Below are 18,715 nucleotides of genomic sequence, written 5' to 3' on the forward strand. Positions count from 1 at the left end.
TGGTCACTTGGAGCACTTTCTTGTCTCGTCCGAGACATTTCCGCTCTTGCGCAGCAGCTTCACGGCAATGCATGACTCTCCATTGGCGCCGTTGACCACAAAAACTCTGTTGTCCGGAATTCTCTTGAACTCCCCCGCATCCACCACGCTGACGGCGGCCCACATGTACTGGTCGCCCTCCTGCGGATCCGGATTTTTCCACGTCCATTCGGCCCCGCCATTGATGGGCTTAGCCGCCAAATCGGTCACCTGCGGCACATCGGAGCCCACCACCAGCGCCGTGGGCGGCGCGGTGGGTTGGACTACCGTGTCAATTTTGTCCGGCGCCCCAACGTTGAGGAAGACCACAATGGCAACAACGACGGCGGCTACGAGTACCAGCCCCGAGACCATTCCCAGCCACATCCCTTTCTTCTTCGCCGGTTCCAGCTCGGGAACGTGGGCGTCTGCGGCCGGAGCGAGTAGTTCGTTGCGTCCCACTGTCTGGTCCAGGACATGGCTGGAGGCGGCATGGTGCTGACCGAGCTGGTTCTGGGCCGCTTGGTTCTGGCCGATAGGGTTCTGCGCCGGGGCACCAGTGCGGAAGCCGGTGTCGTTCCAGGCTGTGGGCGAGGCGATATTCGAGTAGCTCTTGGGGACTGTGGCTCCACCCGTGGTGTCCTGCGACGGGACTGTCTGGCCATTGCGAGTCAGGTTGCCGGTGGAACCGCTCACCCCTGGGCCGTTCACTCCGGAGCCAGTCACCCCAGGGACGTTGTTGATCTGCGGCGGTGCCGTGAAGGAGGCGCCAGCCCTGGAAGTGTTCCGCGATGGGAAGGTGGGGTTACTGGTGCTCGCGTCAGGATCGATGGAGATGATGGAGCGCACCCGGGTGGCCTCTGAATAATCATCAGATTGGCTGGGCCGTCCGTCGTGGACAACAATATCTTCCTGCACTTCAAAGGGCGTGACGGAGTAGTTCAGGTCCGCCTGCACACGCATGAGTGCCCGGGCAAAATCTTTCGCGCTGCTGTAGCGCGAACTCGGGTGCTTGGCCATGGCTGTGGCCAAGACCATTTCCAAGGCTTCGGGAATATCTGCCCGGCCCAGTTTGGGCAGCGGCATGGAGGCGATCCGATCGCCCAGGATCCGGTATGAATTCTCGGCACCCGGAATAACGAACGGCGAATGCCCGGCCAGCAAGGTGTAGATCGTGGCGCCCAGGGCCCAGATATCTACTTTGACGCCATCCGTTGCTCCCGAGGCGAAGGATTCAGGTGGCGACCACGGCACTGACATGCCGCCGCCGTCGTCCTGCAGGGCATCCATGGTTGCGGAAATACCAAAGTCGGTCAGCGCTGGCCGGTTGTAGTCCGTGACCAGAATATTGGCCGGTTTGATGTCCCGGTGCGCAATGCCCGCACGGTGCGCGGTCTCCACGGCGGAGGCCACCTGGATGCCAATTTCCATGGCTTTATCGGCACTGAAACGGCCCTGTTTGAACTGCATGTCCAGGCTGGGTCGCGAGCAGTACTCCATGGCCAGATACGAGTGCCCGGAATCGGTGATCTCGGCTTCGTAAATGGTGACAATGTACGGGTGTGCGGACAGCTCGGCCATGAGGTTCGCTTCGGACTCAAAGCGGGTCCTGGCACCAGCGGTTTTCAGGTCTGCGGTGAGGACCTTAATGGCAACCTTGCGCCGGGGGCGTTCCTGCTCATACAGGTACACCTCAGAGAAACCGCCCGATCCCAGACCGGAAATAAAGGTGTAGCCCGGAAGTTGCGGGGGCGCCGGCGCTGCACGTCTATTGCTCACAGCAGTCCGTCAAAGAGGAGGGAGATGCCGTCTCCTAGTTCGGCAATGTCCCCGTTGAGCAAGATGGCTTCTTCTCCCTGGCTCAGGCGGCGTGGTGCCTGACCTTCGCGCACCAGGACAGTTCCGTTGGTGGCCTTCAGATCCACCAGGAGAACATCCCAGCCGTCAAGGCGCACTTCCACGTGAGAGCGTGAAATATCGTCGTTGCCGCTCTTGACCTGGACCAGTCGGGGCATGGCGCCGCCCATGACACGGGACACCGAAGGTTGGCGACCAATGATGAGCGAGTGGTCAAGTTCCACCGATTCGCCACTGGAAATGTGCATGGTGCCCAGTCGCGGACGGCCCACTTCACGCGGTTCGGAGTTGAGCACGGCACCGCAATCCGAGCACTGTGAACGGCTTGGCGGGTTGGCATGGCCATGCAAGCACAACCGTGCCAAAACCATGGGTCCGGTGGGCGGCCGTGATTCCAAAGGTGTCGCGGCGGCTAGACCTTCCTCACGCTTGTAGTCGCTACTCATGACAGTTTGGCCATCATGATCGGGGTCAAACGGTTGGTTATCAGCAGCTGCGTCTTGCTGTTCTTGCTGTTTTTGCTGTTCTTGCTGGTGTGATTCCTGAGCATCCAGTGCGCCGGGCTTGCCCCACGGCACCGAGCCAATCATGAGGGACTGCACTGGCTCCTCGGCTGCCGCAGGGTCTAGGGCACAGGTGGTCGAGGCCGTCTCCTGGGGGTGCTGTGCAGATTCGGAATCCTGCGCACCTTCATGACCGTTGCCTGTCAGCGGAGGCAGCGGCGGCAGGGGCGGAAGCACCGGGTCAGCATTCGGCGAGGTGATCGGCAAGCCGTTTCATCCAAACGAACGGCTGCATCTTCCACGCTTCGGGTCACAGTGGGACCCCACAAGTGGTCATAGCTAGTGGTGAAAGAGCCGTCATCGGCAGGCGAAGAAATAGCTGCGCCTTCCACTGCCGAACCATCGCTGTCCTGATCGGATTCATCGGACTGCTCATCATCGGCTGTGCCATCATGCTGCTCAGGCGTATGGCTGGCAGAGTCGAACTGCGCGGCATCATTGTTCAGCGGCTCACCCAAGTAGTCCGCGTCCGGCGAATCGCCAGCGGCGGAGTCCTCATCGTGCATATCGGGACGGATGGTCAGATTCAAATCATTGATGGCATCCACGTCGTTTGCCTGCACAGGAGCCAACTGGGCAACCCATTCAGCATCCGCAGCCTCGGCCGCCATGGCGAACCCGGCATAGGCGTCCGCTTCATCCTCGGTGTCCTCATGAGTGTTCTCGTGAGCAGCTGGCGCCTCGACGCCCGGCGCTGAGCTTTCAGCTTCGTTGAACAGCTCCTCTGAGCTTTCAGCTTCAGTGAACTGCTCCCCTATAGCTTGTTCCTCTGTTGCTTGTCCGGCAGCGTCCACCACGGGCGCAAACCAATTGGCCTTGGTCAGCGAAACTACCTGCTCCTGCGGCAACGATTCATCAGCAAATGCTGTGGACTCATCGTCCGCAGCACCGTCCTCAGCGGCCTGAATTTCAGCGGGAGCAGCCAGTGCGGCGTCAGAGTGATGTCCACCGTCCGGGTCCGTCACCTGCTCCGTGCCGGCAGTCGGGAAGTACACGGTGGTGCCATCCAAATCGGCATTAGTGGCTTGAACCCAGCCGGTCTCGGGCGCAAGCTCAGGCGCGTTTTCGCCTTCAGCAGCCCAAACAGAGGCGGGCGCACCGGCGTCGTACTCGGTATCAGTGGACACACTTTCAGCCTCAGGGGAGCTAGCGAGCTCCACGGCAGCGGGCACATCGTTAGCAGCGACGTCTCCAGCCAGGCGGTTTCCCGCAGTGTCCAGGAGCAGCGACTGCAACCGGACCACGGCTTCGCTCACGGCAAGGTCAAGCGCGGTCTCATCGGCGTCGGGGTCGGCCATGGTCAGTTCCAATGACTCCGGAAGCACCAGTGACCGCTCGCTCCAGGTGCTCACGTCACGGCCAGAAACCACCTCGGCGGAACCGTTGAGGTGCGCGATGAGGGTGATGTCCCCGCGCAGGATGGCATGCAGTTTGTCGCTCTGAACCAGGATGGCGAAGCTAGGCAGGCCGGTGAGACCCGTGCCGAACTGGTTGGTCACCTCGTTCAGGACGCCGTGAATGGTGGGGTCCTGGCCGAGGAAATCCCACAGCCGGTTCACGATGTTCGGACTGGTGTTGCTCTCCAGCACGATGACAGAGCCGGAACGCACAATGCCAAGCCAAGTTCCTGTGCGGTACGTGCTGCTAACCATGATTCTCCTTGGGTGAAAATGCTGCGGCAAAGGCATGGGCTGCCATGGCCGGTACTGCCGGTGCGTGGGACGGGAGCTGTAGTCCCATGGCTGGTGTGTTGCTGGTTGCTTGGTCGTTTTCAGGTGCCGCTAGAGACTCTGGCGCTGTTTCTGTGGTTGTACCCTGTCCCGGGTCCATCACTGAAGCCGGAATAGACTCCAGCAGCTCCTCCACGACAACGGGGATGCGGGGCAGGGTATCGTCGGGATCGGACTCCGCGGCGTTGGGGTTGTTCAGGGTTTGCTCGCCCGCACCACCCAAGACGTTGCTGGCATCGACCACGATGACAGTGACGTTGTCGCGGCCCCCGGAACGCAGGGCGGCCTGGATCAGGGAATCCACGGCGTCCTGCGGGTGACGCAGGGTGCTCAGAACGCGGTGGATCTGGTCATCGCCCAGTTCGCCGGTCAAGCCATCGGAGCAGACCAAGATCCGATCGCCTTCTTCTACGGGGACCAGCCAAAAGTCGGCTTCGGTATCCGATCCGGTGCCCAAGGCGCGTGTCACCACATGCCGGCGCGGGTGCACCAGCGCCTCCTCGGCGGTGATCAGTCCCCCATCCACCATTTCTTGGACTTCGGAATGGTCCACGCTGATCTGGGCAAATACGCCTTGACTGAGCCGGTAGGTTCGCGAATCGCCAACGTTGAACACCAGCCAATACGGCACTGTGCGTTCTTCCACCAGGACCACGCCACTGACAGTGGTGCCGGCCCGGGCGTTAGCCAGTTCGCGGATCCGCGCGTCGGCCTGACGCAATGCCTGTTGCAAGTCCGACGCCGTTGCCTCCCGGGAGCCAGCGCTCAACAACCGCTGGTTGCTGAGCACTTCAATGCACTCACGGCTTGCGACCTCGCCTGCTTCATGCCCGCCCATGCCATCGGCAACGGTAAAGAGCGGATCGGCGGCCAGGAAGGAGTCCTCGTTGAGCTCACGCCGAAGTCCGCGGTCGGTGCCAAAGCCGAAGCCGAGGCGGACCCCCGAGCTATTTTCGCCGTGCTTGCCGTCCACTGAACTCATACTTTTTCCACCAAGAAAGACCTGTCACCAAAATGCACCCGGGAGCCAGGCCGAGCCAGGGCGGGGGTTCCACCCACCAACGGGGTCTTCGCTCCGTTTGAGGTACTAATGGCACTGCCATTAGTGGAATGACGATCGGTAACCCACAATCCTTCGGTCGAGACACTCAGGTGCAGGTGGGTCTTGGACACCGATCGGGTGGAGTCCTGGATAGGGATGAGACGGGAAATCATCTCCCCATCGTATCCGGCAGGATTGCGACCAATGAGCGCCGTTGATCCCAACTCCTCGGTCCGTCCATCATCGAAACTCAACCGCAGCGCGGTCCTGGCTCCTTGCGGACGAGCGCGGGTCTCCCCCGCCTCGTTATCGGGCACAGCCGCTCCTGGAGTCTGTGACCACGGGCTAGCTGGGGCGGGATGCGCAGATTGGGCCTGTTGGGCTTGCGGGCTGAACTGCTGTGACGGCTGACTTTGCCCACCCTGCTGGAACGATCCGGGAGCCGGCGGAGCAAAGGTCTGCTGCTGGAACCCGGTGGCAGGCTGTTGGAACTGCTGTGCCTGTTGGGCAGCAGGCTCTTGCTGCGCGTTCTGCTGATGAAACTGCTGTGCCTCGGGCCAGGGGCAACTGGTGGGCGGGTGATCCCCGGAACATTGGTGATGGGACCCTGATCCACCGGTAGTTGGACTGCAGGAGCCGACGGCGGCGGCGCAAAGGGGTTGCCTTGCTGTCCGTTGAACTGCTGTCCAGTTCCCTGCGGGCTCTGGAACTGGCCTGGCGTTTGGCTCGGGTTCTGGAACTGGCCCTGCACCTGCGGGTTCGGGTTCTGCTGGCCGGGAACCTGCTGGCTCTGGAACTGGCCTGGCGTTTGGCTCGGGGTCTGGAACTGGCCCTGTGCCTGCGAGTTCGGGTTCTGCTGGCCGGGAACCTGCTGGCCTTGCTGGCTCTGGAATTGAATTACGGGAGGTGCGAAGGGATCCACGGCAGCCCCCTTCTTCTTATTCCGGCGTCCGGCGCGGGTAGCTGGCGCAGGAGCGGCCACGGCAGTAGGAGCACCGGGGAACTGCCCGGCAAATTGCTGTGCAGGACCGGGCGCTACACCCTGCCCTGAACCGGGCGCTGCGCCCTGACCCGAAGCAGGCACTGAAGCCGAAGCAGGCACTGAAGCCGAAGTATAAGGAGAAACCGGCGCAACTGGACGAGCCGCTGGGCGGGCCAACGGAGACTGTACCTGTGAAATGGTGGCGACAGGGGCCGGGGAGAAGTTTTCCCGCTCCCCGATGCCGCCGGTCTCCAGTGGATTGCGGCCCTTGGCGACGTTGAAGACCAGGGTGTGGGCTACCTTGTCGTGCCAACCCTGCTTTTTGCCGTTCTTATCCCAGATGTTGGAGATCAGCATCACGATGGGTCCTGCTGTAGGCACCACACTGCTCAGGCTAACCATGAGCGACCGCAAGAAGATGGCCAGCAACCCTGCGGGGTGGCCTTCCATATTGGTAGTGCGCAGACCGAGTATCACGTTGCCTAGTGTCTTACCCGATTTGGCTTCCCACATCCACTGCCACACAACGTAGGCAAGAGAGAGCAGCGATGCCACGCCCAGGAGGATGCTCAGCCACATGAAGTTGTAGACTGTGCCGCCCTCCACCGCCGTGGTGGAGACTAACGCCGAACCGATGCCAGCGCCTGCACTTAGTAGGATCGCTGGCGGTACGCCGTCAATGATCTTGGCAGCCAAACGCCGGCCCGCCCCACCATTGGCCAGAGCTGTTGCCTCGGCTGCGCGAGGGTCCGCCCCTACCTGCACGGGAGGAAGAAGGGGACCTCCGGCAGCTGTGGAGACGTTGACTATTCCTGGCAACCTCTGGGCAATCTGCGTCTGTGAGCCGGGCGCACCAAAGCCGCCAGCACCATAGCCGGGTGCACCGCCCGAGCTACTAGGCGCACCGGATCCGGGAGCATACGGGTTACCGCCAGCAGCGAATGGATTCGCGGAAGGACCACCCAAAGGAACCGAGGATGGCGTGGGCGAGGCAGCCCGATTGGACACCGCACCACCGCAGATCGTGCAAAAAGCCGCCCCCACGTTCAGGGCCGCCCCACAATTCCGGCAAGGTTCCGCCATATTTTGCGCCATTTCCTTACGTACCCTTCTTAGGACTTCTTCTTCATCATCTGCGCCAACTTGGAACGAATGCCGTCTCCGCCTTGGTCCTGCGCCTGCCCGGGCGCCCAATGGCCGCCTTGTGAATCCTTGCTCGGATCCCGGCTCAAGACTTTGCTTTGGGCGCGGCTTTGGGCGCGGGCCTTCGCATCGGCCAGCAACGAACGCGGTGAGAACTTTGCCCGTTGCCGTTTCCAGAATCCTACCGACCCACTCATGCCTTGGACGGAATGTTCCACATGTTGCCAGTATGTGGCGACATCTTCTTCACTGGGCTGGCCCGGCCCAAAGATGGCGGCATCGGCCTTTTCGGCCAGCAGCGCAGTGGTGCCTTGCGTCGTTGGGAAGGCGCTATAGAGCGACACCGCCGTTTCCCGGCGAGTTCCACTGCTATTGACGCCGGCACCCAGATCAGTGGCCAAGCTCATGACTTCTGACCAGCCACCGCCCACCCGATCCGAGGGCAGACCGGTAGTGTGGCGCTTCTTACGGCGACGGGATTTCAGCACCACAATCAAAATCAGTGGCAGGACAATGACGATGATCGGAATGGCAGCAACGCCCACGATCATCAGGATGGTCCCCAGATGCCGGCCTGGCTATCCTTCTTACCGTCGGTGTCCAGCGCATCGGGTGCACTGTCCGGCGGCAGATCGGCAGGTTCCTGCGGCGGGGGCGGGGGCTGGAGGACCTGCGGCTTGGGCTTGGAAGCGTTCTGCGGCTCCGGCGGGTTCGGCACGTGGTCCTTGTCCGGCGTCGGATTGAACGGCACCCAACCCAGACCGGCAAAGTTGACCTCAACCCAGGCGTGGACATCGGCGCCCTTCACCTTGATGGTGGAGGCACCATTGTTGGCATCCTTTTCATCCAGGTAGAAGCCCATGACCACGCGGGCGGGAATGCCCAGGTGGCGTGCCATAAGCACCATGGCCGTGGCGTACTGCTCGTCGTCGCCCACCATTTCCTTACCGCTGAGCATCTTGGTGATGCGCGCGGCACTATGGCCGGAGTTGGACTGGGTTTGCCCCTCCAAGCCATTGCTGAATTTGCCCTCACGCTGGAAGGCGCCTTCCAAGGCCTGCACCTTTTTCAGCGGGGTGTCCGCCTCGCCAACAAACTCATTGGCCTTGGTGCCCACAACCTGCGGCACGTTCTCCAGCTTGGGCAGGTTCACGCGGCCATAGTCGGAGCCGGCCAACTTGTTGCCGTCCACCTGTGGGAACGCCACGTCCATGGAGTAGGCATCACCCTTGGCCACCCCCTGCAGGTTCAGTGCGGTTCCGGATTCCTTGTTCAGGTACAGGGTGGGTGTGGCGCCTTGAGCGCTCTGGTAGCTGAGGCTGCCCGCCACGGCCACATTGGGAATCCACACGCCTGAGTACCCATCAATGACAAGTCCGACGGCGGATCCCTCACCATTGCTGCCTTGGTTAAGTGCCTTCGGATCTCCAATCGGGGAAAAGGATGCCGAGGAGTTGGGGTCCACGTTGAATACGACGCCGTCATAGTTGTCCATGGCCGCAATCCGGACCCGGCCGTTCTTGGGCAAGCCCTCAACGGTGAACAGGACGGTGTCTTTTTCATTCTTCACGTAGTCGCGGAACTTAGTCAGAGGAGAGGGCAGCGCGTGCAGATCCGGCGGCGGAATCACGGTATCGCGCAGCACCTCCCGGTCACTCGACTGGGTCAGGGCCGGGGCGGCGGCCATCGTGACGGCGCTGGCAACGAGGATGACCCCGGCACCTAGTCCGATGCGGCGCAATAGTGAGGCGCGGGCACCTGCTGTGTCCTGCACCTGCTGATTGGCCGAGATGGATCCTGCCATCTCACGGCGCAGCAGTTCGTGGCGGTAGGCCAGCCAGACAATGGCGCCCACCGTCAGTAAGGAGCCGCGCAGCACGGGGAGGAATACCTCCGCTGTACCAAAGAGAATAGCCGTGATGAACAGGGCCACCACCGGCACCAGCGCCCAGTAAGCGTTGCGCATCCGCCAGGCCAAGGTGCCGGCCACTATGGCCGCCACAAAGGCCGAGAGGTAAGGGACCACCATCACGTCAACACTGGTGCCGACCGGCGGCGCGAGCGTCAGTAACTGCTTCCAGGACAGCATGATGCCCAACAGCAGCCCGCGCAGCGAGTCACCGCTGGGAAGGAAGCCCAGAAGAGCCTCCTGAGGTGCGGCCAGGGCGCTGCCAAAGATCATGTAGCCCAGGAAACCAACACCCACCATGGAGATCAGGCCAAGGCGCCAATGGGCACCCATCGCTGCCACGCCCAGACCCAGCACAATGGCGCCGAAGCCGGCCACCAGGTACGCCGGATCGTGGCCAAACGTGGGGCCGAAGCCCAAGACGGCGATGCCGAGCAAGAGCGCCATGACGGCACCGTCAAGGAGGAAGTGCCACCAGAGGCGGCCGCCTGCGAACGCGGAGGATTGGCGCCCATGGACGGGTCTGGGTGTCCTTTCCTTGGGCACTCTTTCATTCGGCGCACCGGCATCGCGCTGGGCCCGGCGCCGGGCACGGCTGCTGGCCTGCCCCGGATTCCCTGGCTGGTTTTCCTGCGGCTGTGCTGCCGCACTCCTTCGGGCGCTCAAGCGACGGCCTTTCTGAGAACTGCTGCCAGATCGCTGAGCTCGCCCAAGGTAAGGACGGTCAGGTCGGCAATGTTTGCGCGGGCCGCATTGGCCCCAGTGAAGCAGCGGATGGCAAAGGCACGCACTCCCGGCGGCACGGACGCCGCCGCACTGCGCAGTTGCGCCGGGGTCACCTTCGAACCCACCACGAAGAACACCACGGACGCATTAGGCACCAGGTCGGAGAGTGTGCGGGCCAGGTCAACGGAGTTGCCCCGGCGGTTGAAGGCTTCAAGTCGAGTCATGTCATCCAACAGATTCTTGCCCGTCTCGCAACGGATGGGCCCCTTCTGGGTGATGACGCTCAACTCGCGGCTTTCCTTGATGGCCTGCCTCCCCAGAGAGGCCGCAGCAGAAATCGCCAACTCAAAATCGTCGTCGTGCTCGTATTCATCGGAGTTGATGGAGAGCGCAACAGCCATGTGGGAGCGGCGGGTTTCCTCAAACTGGCGCACCATGAGCTTGCCGGTGCGGGCAGTGGTCTTCCAGTGAATGTGCCGGCGATCGTCCCCGGGAACGTAGTCCCGCAGAGCGTGGAAGGCGATGTCCGAGCTGGACAGCTCGCGGGTGGTCAAGCCCTCGAGATCGCGCAGGAATCCTGCAGCCGGGCCGTCCAAGGCGGTGGTGCGGGGGTGCACAAACAGGTCTGTCGGGTCCGTCCACAGCATTTGGCGGCGTAACAGTTGCAGCGGATCGGCCCGCACGGAACGCACCGGGCCAACAGTGATCACGGCACGGCGGGTGGTGGGAATGGTGAACAGGTCGTCGTGGATCTGACTGGGTGCCATACGCGGCAGGTGGAATAGCGCCGTGGCCTGACCAACGGGCAATTCCAGGGCGGCCGGCAGGACCTGACGGGGCGAGGTGTTGGCCACGGCAATGCTGCCCACGGCGTTGTCGCCCACGGCAACACGGGTGCGGGCCAGATCGAGCTTGACGGCATACATTGAGGTGCCCAGCACAAAGGCTATGGCAATCAGCAACAGCACCACAGCCAGCAGCGCGGCCACCTTGGCTTCCTGCCAGCCGAAGAGCGCGCCGAGGATCCACAGCAGCACGGCTGCTCCCAAGACCACCCAGCCCAGTGTGCTGACCGTGGCCAGTGCCGGGCTGATCCAACGTTTGAACCAGCCGGACACCGCGGCCCACGTGGGGCCAAGGTAGATGGTGGCCACCTTGCCCGCTTCTCGGGTGAGCGAGGCAGGGTGCAGGCGTGTTGGCGTTCCTTCGCGTCGGAAGGGGCGGGAGAGGAACTCCCCTGCTTTCCCTGCGCTGGATTTAATGCTCATGGTTTACCTTCGAATGATGGTGCTGTGTTGTTGCTGTTGCTGGCTCAACTGCGGCTAAGTGCTGTGTTGCCCTGTGCTGTGACTACGCGTGAATGCGCGGCTAATGCCGGGCAGCCGCCTACAGTGAACTGCGCTGCTGTGGAGCGGCGACTTCGGCCATGACGCGGCTGAGAACTGCCTCAGGAGTGGCGCCGGCAAATTCCGCTTCCGGGTCCATGACAAAGCGGTGCGTCCACACGTAGGGAGCCAGTTCCTTAATATCGTCCGGCAGCACGTAGTTGCGGCCCTTGGCGGCAGCCCAGACCTTGGCGATGCGCACCATGGCAATGGCGCCGCGGACCGAAACGCCCAGACGGGTTTCCGGGGCGTTTCGGGTTTCTTCGCAGAGGCGGGAAATGTATTCCAGCACGGCGGCGTCTGCGTGCGTGGTGGCAGCCAGGTCCGCCATCTCGGAGACGGCCTGCGGGGTGATGATGGCCTGCAGGCTTGAGGTGCGGTCGCGTTGGCTGGAACCGGCCAGCAGCTGCACCGTGGAGGCGTGGTCCGGGTAGCCAATGGAGGTTTTGACGAGGAAGCGGTCCAGCTGGGCTTCGGGTAGGCGGTAAGTACCGGCCTGCTCAATGGGGTTCTGGGTTGCCAGCACCATGAACGGCCGGCCAGTCTCATGGGTGATGCCGTCCATGGTCACGCGGGATTCTTCCATGACTTCCAGCAGGGCCGACTGAGTCTTCGGCGATGCCCGGTTGATCTCATCGGCCAACACAATCGTGGCGAAGATGGGGCCCTTGTGGAATTCAAATTCCTGAATCTTTTGATCGTAGATCATCACGCCCGTGACATCGGAAGGCAGCAGATCAGGGGTGAACTGGATACGGGAGTTGGTGCCCTTGACCGTGGCCGAGAGGGCGCGCGCCAGCATGGTCTTTCCTGTACCGGGAGCATCCTCGAACAACACGTGACCTTCGGCAAGCATGGCAGCCAAGGTCAGGCTGATGACCTGGGACTTGCCCAGAATTGCCTGGCCAACGTTGGCTACCAATTTCTCAAATGTTCCTGCAAACCACGTGGCCTGTTCGGGCGTCATGGACATAGTGCATCCTCTTTCGATCAAGTTTGTTCAAGCATTGTTTGCAGTAAAAACCTGCACTAGTTTATCCACTAATTGGTGTTACCCGCCATTAGCGGCAATTTGTGGGTTCAAAGACGGCGGCACGCACCTTTTCGGGCCGTCCCACCGCCGGTGGTTAAGCGTGGGGTTTGGGCTAACAGGCAGGGACTCCGTTGGCTTCTGGACCTCTCATGGTCGTCATGCTGGTCTCCACATACCGTCCCACAATTTGACCGACGCCCCCGATTGCGCCACTTGCGGATTCGATCCTGTAGAAACTCACGGCGCCGCCTCCATAACTCACCTTGTTGATGTAGCACCGAACAGTGATCGTGTCGGAGTTGTACATCCAAGGTCCTCCGGACCCCGTCCGTGACGTCTGTCCCCCACACGTCAGGTTCTTGGGGTCGTATGCAACCCCGTTGCCGGGATCCGTGCAGGTGCGGTAATCCTTTCCAGAAGTGGTCCACACGTCCTGCGGGCCGGCCTGCGAGTTGGCAGAGCCTTCGGCACCGCATGCGCCTTCCACGCTGCAGGCCCTGACCCGGAGCTGGGCGGAGTCATTGAAGTTGCTGGTCCCAGTCGAGAAGCTGGTTCCCTGCGTGGCAACCCAGCCCCCGCTGTTGAGGCTGTACTGGTATTCCTTGAAGGTGCTGCCAAGCATGTTGGGAGCAGACCAGGTCCAGCGCACGGTCTTGTCGCCACGCGGGGCCGTGCTGCCGTTGACCGGCACGGCACGGGGAACACCGTAGGGCTTGACCTGGTTTGAGGATTGGGACCTGTCACCCACGGAGGACGCGGTGCCGGCATTGCCTTCAGCCCACACATTGGCTGTTACGGGAGTGCCGTTCGGCGATGCCAACAGGGCGCCGCTTGCAACACCGCACTGCTCCAACCCGGTACTCAGGGCCACGCAGTAGCGGATCTCCGCCGGCGTGTATCCGTTGAGTTCCGGCTGGCCCAGCGCCGTGTAACCCAGCTTGACGGTGCCGCCGTCGGCCCCCGTATTTTGGATCTCGAGCGTGGGCGGTTGCATCTGCCCCACCTTGCCCACGGCTCGTTGCGGCGCCGACAACCCACCGTAGCCGCCGGTGCCTGCCTTATTGGCGGCCTTCACCCGGAAGCGGTATTCGGCTGTGGAATTCTTGATGGTCACGGACTGGCGCGGCGTTGAGACTGCCGTGGCTTCAATCTCCCGGACGGGCTCGCCGCCGCCGGTGACTTCCAGCGTGTACTTGCTGATGGCATCACCATTAATAAACGGCTCGGCCCAGGACACCAGCACCTGGGTGTTGGTGCCCACCGCCGGGGATGCCGTCACCGTGGGAGCATCCGGAGCAGCAGGAATCCCGGCTGGGATGACAGTCTGTGAATACCTGCTCCATTCCGAGGGTTTGGGCGCGTTGTTGACGGCCTGCACACGGAATTGGTACTCCGTGCCGTTTTCCAGTCCGGTCCACGTCAGTGATTCGCTCACAACCGCTGTCTTCTGGCCGTTCTGGCCGGGCGGTGCCGGGGAAATCTCCACAGTGAAGTTCTTGACCGCGGAGAACTCGCCCACGGGCGTCACCCACTCCAGCGCCACTTCCTTGTCGCCAAATGTGCCGATGGGCGGACCGGGCGCATCCGGCATCCTATCCGGGGTGGCACTGGCCGAGGACGGCGAGGATGCGGAGGTGCCGACGCCGTTGGTGGCAGCGACGGTGAACTTGTACTCGGTGGCGTTGCGCAGCCCCGTGATGGTGCACGTGTTGGTGGCGCATTTTTGGCTCCCTCCACCCCAATTGACCTCATAGCCGGTAATGGGCGAGCCGTTATCAGCCGGAGAATCCCACGAGATGAGTACCGCCTTATCCTTTTCCTCCACAATCTGAGGCTTGGCCGGCGCATCGGGCTTGCCCTTGACCACCATTTTGATGCGGCCGGTGGCAACCCGTGCAATGTCGCGTGTCTTGTCCTCGACCGTGTATTTGACCACCACGGTGCCCTTGTAATCCGGGCTGGTGGTCACCGTGACGGTGTCGGTTCCACTGGTGGCGGTGACGCCCTGCCCGCCGGTCTCCACCTGCGCGCCAACGATCCGCAGCGGCGTGTCCGGGAAAGGGTTCACATCATTCTCCAGCACGCGCACCACTTCGGCGCGGCCAGCATGGGCGTCGCTGACCACATCCTGGTTCGCCACGGGCAGGGGCTTGGACGACGACGTCGCCACGAGCACCACGTCCGCCGTCACCGGGGTGTTGGCACCGTCGGAGACGGAAACCTGGAGGGTGCCCTTGACGCCCACCTTGGTCTCCTTAGACGCGGAGATGTCAAGGACGCTGCCCTTGAGGGCGGCCTTGAAGCCGCTCGGAACGGCACCGACCAGCTTGAAACTGAGCTTTTCAGAATCGCCGGGGTCCTTGTCCTTGGCCAGCGGTGCCACGTCGTAGCTGGTTTCCTCAGCCTGCGGAACATCAATGCTTGCGCCGGTGAAGGAGGGCGGAGTGTTCTTTGCCCCGTCGAGGGCGGGTGCCACCTCGGTGAGCACCGTCAGCGTGGACTTCAGGCCGTCTGGATCATCTGGGCCGCCGCCGTCGGTCACCTCAAAGGTGATGGATCCGGGACCGAAGAAGGCCAGGTCCGCTGCATAGTTCACGCCTGCACCGTCACCTGCGATGAGCTTGTCCTTGTTCTTGGTGGCACCAATCAGCGTGATCTTCGAGGCTTCCGTCAGACGCGGGGTGCGCCCATCACGGACCTTGACGTACTCGGAAAGTTTCATCACGGCGCTTTGCCCGGCTGTCACCTTGATGACATCTGTTTTGGCCAGCACCGGGTACTGCTTGCCGTGCCCCGGAACCCAAATGACGGCCGTGGCCACCAGTCCATCGCGGTCCGTGAGCGTATACGGCACCATCTGTGCTTCTGGGGCGAGTTGGATCCGCACCGTTCCCTTGGCCGTCACCGTCGCATCGGCGGCAGTGCTGCCGGGCGCGGCGGCGATCTTGATGTCCAGGTCCTCGGCGATGCCGTCCGGGTCCTCATCGTTGTCCAGGACCATGACCTCCACAGCCGTTTTGCTCAGCGTCTGGTGGGCGGTGACCCGGTCATCGCGTGCAATGGGCGCCTTCAGCGGCGCGTCCGGGGTGACCATCATACGGATGTTTCCCATGGCTGTGGCGCCGAAGGAATCGGCCACGGTGTAGCTCATGGTGGCGATGCCCGGTTCCTGAGGAGACGTAATGATGATCCTGCCCTTGGGCGTAATGGTGGGTGCCATTTCAGCAGGTCCGTTGAAGCCGTCTTTGACGAGGGCGAGTTGCCCGCCGTCGGGGTCTGCATCATTGAGCACCACATCCAGGGCAACCTTGCGGCCAGGGCGCATGGTGATGAAGTCGTCGGCGGCAACGGGCGGCTGGTTCATGGCCAGCGGCGGGACCACCCCCACATCCACGCGGGCCGTTGCCTCGGCGCCCAGCCGGTCGCGAACCTTATAGGTGAAGGTGTCGGTGCCATGGGAAGTGCTGCTGCCCGTATACAGGATGAAACCGTTGCCGGGCAGCGCGGTGCCAAAGGCCGGCGCCTGCTCGATCCCGGCCAACTCCACGGAATCGCCGTCCGGGTCGATTCCGTCCAGCGGAACTGGAATCTTGACGGTGTCTCCGGCAACGACCCGGCCCTGCAGGTTCTTCGGCGCGGGCGGGAGATTGCGTTCGGGGTCTGCCGCAACAATGGTGATGGTCACCTGAGCCGAGTCAAACTGCCCCGTGCTGTTGGCCACCTTGTACACACCTTGGACGGTCTTGGCAGCAGGTCCGGCAATGAAGCGCAGCTGGTTCTGGTCCACAAAGAACCTGCCTGCCTCGGGGCTGGGCGATTCCACAATCTCCGGGGACTTCAGGACCTCACCGTTGGGGTCCACATCGTTGGAAAGGACCGGGATACTGACAATGTCACCGACACGGACCATGGCGGTATCCGGTTCGGCACGCGGGGGCAACAATTTTTCCGGGGCGGGGATGCCGATCACGGCAATTTCTCCGGTGGCCGTCCCGGACCCGTTGGAGATGGTGTACTGCAGGCTCATCGTCTGGCCCAGCCCACGCACATCCGTCAGTTTCACAACGTGCCGATCAATGATGGTGGCGGAAATGGGAGCGGCGCTGGGTAGCTGCACCGACTGCACCACAAGGACGCCCCCGGCGGGGTCCATGTCATTGCCCAGCACGTCTACCAGCACGGATCCGCCAGCCGGCAGCAGGGCCAGGTCCTTCACGGCAATGGGCGGTCCGCCTTCACCTGCTGGCACCACGTCAACGCGGATCAGGCCGGTGGAGCTGGCGGGGCCGTTCGTGACCTGGTATTCCAGGTACACGGGTCCCGGGGTGCTGGAGGTGAAGGTGACGGTCCCGTTGTCGGCAATCCGGGACACAGTGGCATTCGCCGGTTTGGACACGCTGGCCAGTCGCAGCTTGCCGCCGGCCGGGTCCTGATCGTTCTTGAGCGGGGCCAGGACGATGGTCTCCCCCGCCACTGCGCGGAAGAAATCGGCATTGGCGACGGGAGGCACGCTTCCGTCGGCCCTGACGTTAACCTTCAGTTTGTGCTCCACCTGGGCCTGGCCGTCCGAAACCGTGAGCGTTGCGGTCTTCATGCCAGACTCCTCGCCGTCATCGGCATAGCTCAGCTCGCCGTCGGGCCTGGTCTTGATAGCGGCGCTGCCGTCATCGGAGATGGCACTCACCAAGAAGATATCGTCGCCGTCGGGATCAATCCAGTCGTTGAGCACATTTTGGCTGACGGCCTGGCCCTGGGCCACCACCATGGCTGAATCACGTAGTGGCACCGGTTCGGAGTTCTCCGAATCCGGCACCAGCCGCACATTGACGGTTGCCTTGGCCGTGCCGCCACGGCCATCATCGGCCGTGTAGCTGAATTGCGTGGATCCGGTTTTTCCGGCCGGCACGGCAATTTGCAGCCCGGAGCCTCCATAGATTGACTGTACGGTGCCAATGTCCGGATTGGTCTCCGGTCCCGCCACCGTCAGGACGTCGCCGTCGGGGTCTGAATCGTTGTAGAGGACGGGCAGGATGGTGGTCCGCCCGGCCCGGACACCAAAGCTGTCCACGTTGGCTTCCGGGACCCGGTTTGGTTTGGTCCTGTCCGGCAGTGTGTTGACCACGTTGGGGTCCGCGGAGTCCTTCTCGGGGTCGTCGGCCTTGGTCAGGTCCATCTTGATGTCGTCCCAGTTGTTGACGAGCAGCAGGTTTTGGTCCACCAGCCAGACATCCCCAGAGTTAGTGTCGTTGAGGACCACCACGTCGCGGTTCTGTCGGAATTCCAGCATCGATTGCCCCGTTGCCTTCGGGATGGGCCGGAGATTGTCCTCACCTCCGGCACAGTGAAACAAGTACTCATTGCTTCCACCCCAGGCTGCGTGGACGCAGTTGCGTTGCTGCACCGGAGCGATGGGCACGCTGGTGCCTGAGTTGCTGGTGATGGTTGCGGCCTGCCCGTTGAGCGGCTGCACCACCAGGGACGTGGGTGTTTCCAAGGCCACGAAGTCACCTGCCGCACTGGGGTGCTGCAGGCGGGCGCCCTTGCCGTTGTCTACGGTGACCGTCTTATTGCCCGGCAGGAACAAGGTTCCCGTGCCGGGATCCAGGACAATTGCTGCATCCCCCACGGCAGTGAGTTCCAGCTGGCCGGCATCCGGCAGGCCGGCAATTTTGGCGCTCGCCTGGTTCGTGACGCGGCCGTCGGCGCCCACGGTGAGCGTCAGCAGTTCACCGGCTGCGGGGTTCAGTACGAAGACGGTGCTGCCGTCCCCGTGCGGGGACTGTGCCACTACGGTCAGGGCGCCGGGCATGCCGGTCAGGGCGGGCTTGGTGGTTTTGTCACCAAAAGAGGTGACAGATTCCGCCGTCATGACCCAAATGTTTCCTTCGCTGGGGTCTGCGATGGCGGTGACCGCGGCACCCAGTGATACGTTTTTGCCGCTGCTCATGGTGGTGTCCTGGCCCAAGGCCATGGTGGGGACGTTAACCCTGTTCAGCAGCGTTCCGGCAGCGTTGTCCATGAACACAGTTGCGGCGTTTTGCACCACGTTGAAGTTCTCCGTGGTGGCGGCAAAACCGCCGTCCAAGAGCTTAGATTCGGCGTTCAGATGCGCCACAAGGTTCATGCTGCGGTTGGTCACCCACACGCTGCCGTCATTCAAGTCCACGTCCGTAGTGGCGAATCCCGGATAGATCACGGCGCCGGCAACCACTGTTGCAACGGCGCCTAACATGCCAATGACAGGCAGCGCCCGCTTACCCCGGAAGGCCTTGGCGGACATGGATGACAATGACATGGTTTACCCCTGCTAGACGTGACGATCACGGG

At 62.6% G+C, this 18,715-nt stretch carries 11 protein-coding genes; all 11 read right to left on the reverse strand.

The window, feature by feature from the left end:
- Positions 1-3 precede the first annotated feature (3 nt).
- Positions 4-1,797, reverse strand: a complete 1,794-nt coding sequence (locus AS189_RS16000) for a serine/threonine-protein kinase (protein ID WP_062291090.1) — start codon at positions 1,795-1,797, stop codon at positions 4-6.
- Positions 1,794-2,615, reverse strand: coding sequence for an FHA domain-containing protein (locus tag AS189_RS16005; RefSeq protein ID WP_062291093.1), 822 nt, complete (start codon positions 2,613-2,615; stop codon positions 1,794-1,796). The genes AS189_RS16000 and AS189_RS16005 overlap by 4 nt, the downstream gene beginning before the upstream one ends.
- The gene (locus AS189_RS16010) at positions 2,582-4,090 is read right to left on the reverse strand and encodes a hypothetical protein (protein ID WP_062291096.1); all 1,509 of its coding nucleotides are present in this window, start codon (positions 4,088-4,090) and stop codon (positions 2,582-2,584) included. Before AS189_RS16010 ends, AS189_RS16005 begins: the two co-directional genes overlap by 34 nt.
- Complete coding sequence (locus AS189_RS16015) at positions 4,083-5,150, reverse strand: PP2C family protein-serine/threonine phosphatase (RefSeq protein ID WP_082634371.1); 1,068 nt, start codon at positions 5,148-5,150, stop codon at positions 4,083-4,085. Before AS189_RS16015 ends, AS189_RS16010 begins: the two co-directional genes overlap by 8 nt.
- On the reverse strand, positions 5,147-5,464 hold the full coding sequence (locus AS189_RS16020) for an FHA domain-containing protein (RefSeq protein WP_062291098.1): 318 nt from the start codon (positions 5,462-5,464) through the stop codon (positions 5,147-5,149). Before AS189_RS16020 ends, AS189_RS16015 begins: the two co-directional genes overlap by 4 nt.
- Positions 5,461-7,200: an RDD family protein gene (locus AS189_RS16025; RefSeq protein WP_160320850.1), complete on the reverse strand. Its 1,740-nt coding sequence runs from the start codon at positions 7,198-7,200 to the stop codon at positions 5,461-5,463. The genes AS189_RS16020 and AS189_RS16025 overlap by 4 nt, the downstream gene beginning before the upstream one ends.
- Before the next feature lie 104 nt (positions 7,201-7,304).
- On the reverse strand, positions 7,305-7,880 hold the full coding sequence (locus tag AS189_RS20075; protein ID WP_129587307.1) for a hypothetical protein: 576 nt from the start codon (positions 7,878-7,880) through the stop codon (positions 7,305-7,307).
- A 5-nt stretch (positions 7,881-7,885) separates the two neighbouring features.
- A complete protein-coding gene (locus AS189_RS16030) occupies positions 7,886-9,910 on the reverse strand; it encodes a transglutaminase-like domain-containing protein (RefSeq protein WP_129587308.1) in 2,025 nt (674 codons plus the stop codon).
- Entirely contained in the window at positions 9,907-11,238 is a 1,332-nt protein-coding gene (locus AS189_RS16035) for a DUF58 domain-containing protein (RefSeq protein ID WP_062291104.1), read from the reverse strand. Before AS189_RS16035 ends, AS189_RS16030 begins: the two co-directional genes overlap by 4 nt.
- A gap of 118 nt (positions 11,239-11,356) precedes the next feature.
- The gene (locus tag AS189_RS16040) at positions 11,357-12,328 is read right to left on the reverse strand and encodes an AAA family ATPase (RefSeq protein ID WP_062291106.1); all 972 of its coding nucleotides are present in this window, start codon (positions 12,326-12,328) and stop codon (positions 11,357-11,359) included.
- Between the two features lie 172 nt (positions 12,329-12,500).
- Positions 12,501-18,683: an Ig-like domain-containing protein gene (locus tag AS189_RS16045; protein WP_062291109.1), complete on the reverse strand. Its 6,183-nt coding sequence runs from the start codon at positions 18,681-18,683 to the stop codon at positions 12,501-12,503.
- Positions 18,684-18,715: the final 32 nt, after the last annotated feature.

Source organism: Arthrobacter alpinus (assembly GCF_001445575.1).
Taxonomy (GTDB): domain Bacteria; phylum Actinomycetota; class Actinomycetes; order Actinomycetales; family Micrococcaceae; genus Specibacter; species Specibacter alpinus_C.